Origin of the sequence: Allomuricauda sp. XS_ASV26, assembly GCF_041224615.1 — a bacterium.
Lineage (GTDB): Bacteria > Bacteroidota > Bacteroidia > Flavobacteriales > Flavobacteriaceae > Flagellimonas > Flagellimonas alginolytica.
The window spans coordinates 1-281 of record NZ_JBGFGK010000004.1 but is presented as its reverse complement, the minus strand read 5'-3'; the positions used below and the strand labels follow the sequence as shown (position 1 = coordinate 281).

Below are 281 nucleotides of genomic sequence, written 5' to 3'. Positions count from 1 at the left end.
GCATAGACCAATCGGACCCATCTAACGACATCACGGTTGATTATTTGATAAGCGGGGGCAACGAGGACACGGATACGGGCACCCTCACCTTTTTGGCGGGCACCGCTACGCTGGTCCAGACGGTGAGCGTGACGACCAACTGCGACACCGTTGTCGAGGCGGACGAAGCGGTTAGCGTAACGTTGAGCAATGCGAGCGCGAACGCTGGCATCAGCACGGCTTTGGGCAGCAGTTCCTTCACGGACGACGATGTCTTCACGGCCGACATCAGCATAGATAGT

General features: G+C 57.7%; 1 protein-coding gene. It reads left to right on the top strand.

Annotated features, from left to right (window positions below; genetic code table 11):
* The coding region (locus tag AB9K32_RS00020) for a hypothetical protein (RefSeq protein ID WP_369883994.1) at window positions 1-281 on the top strand (281 nt) is incomplete at both ends.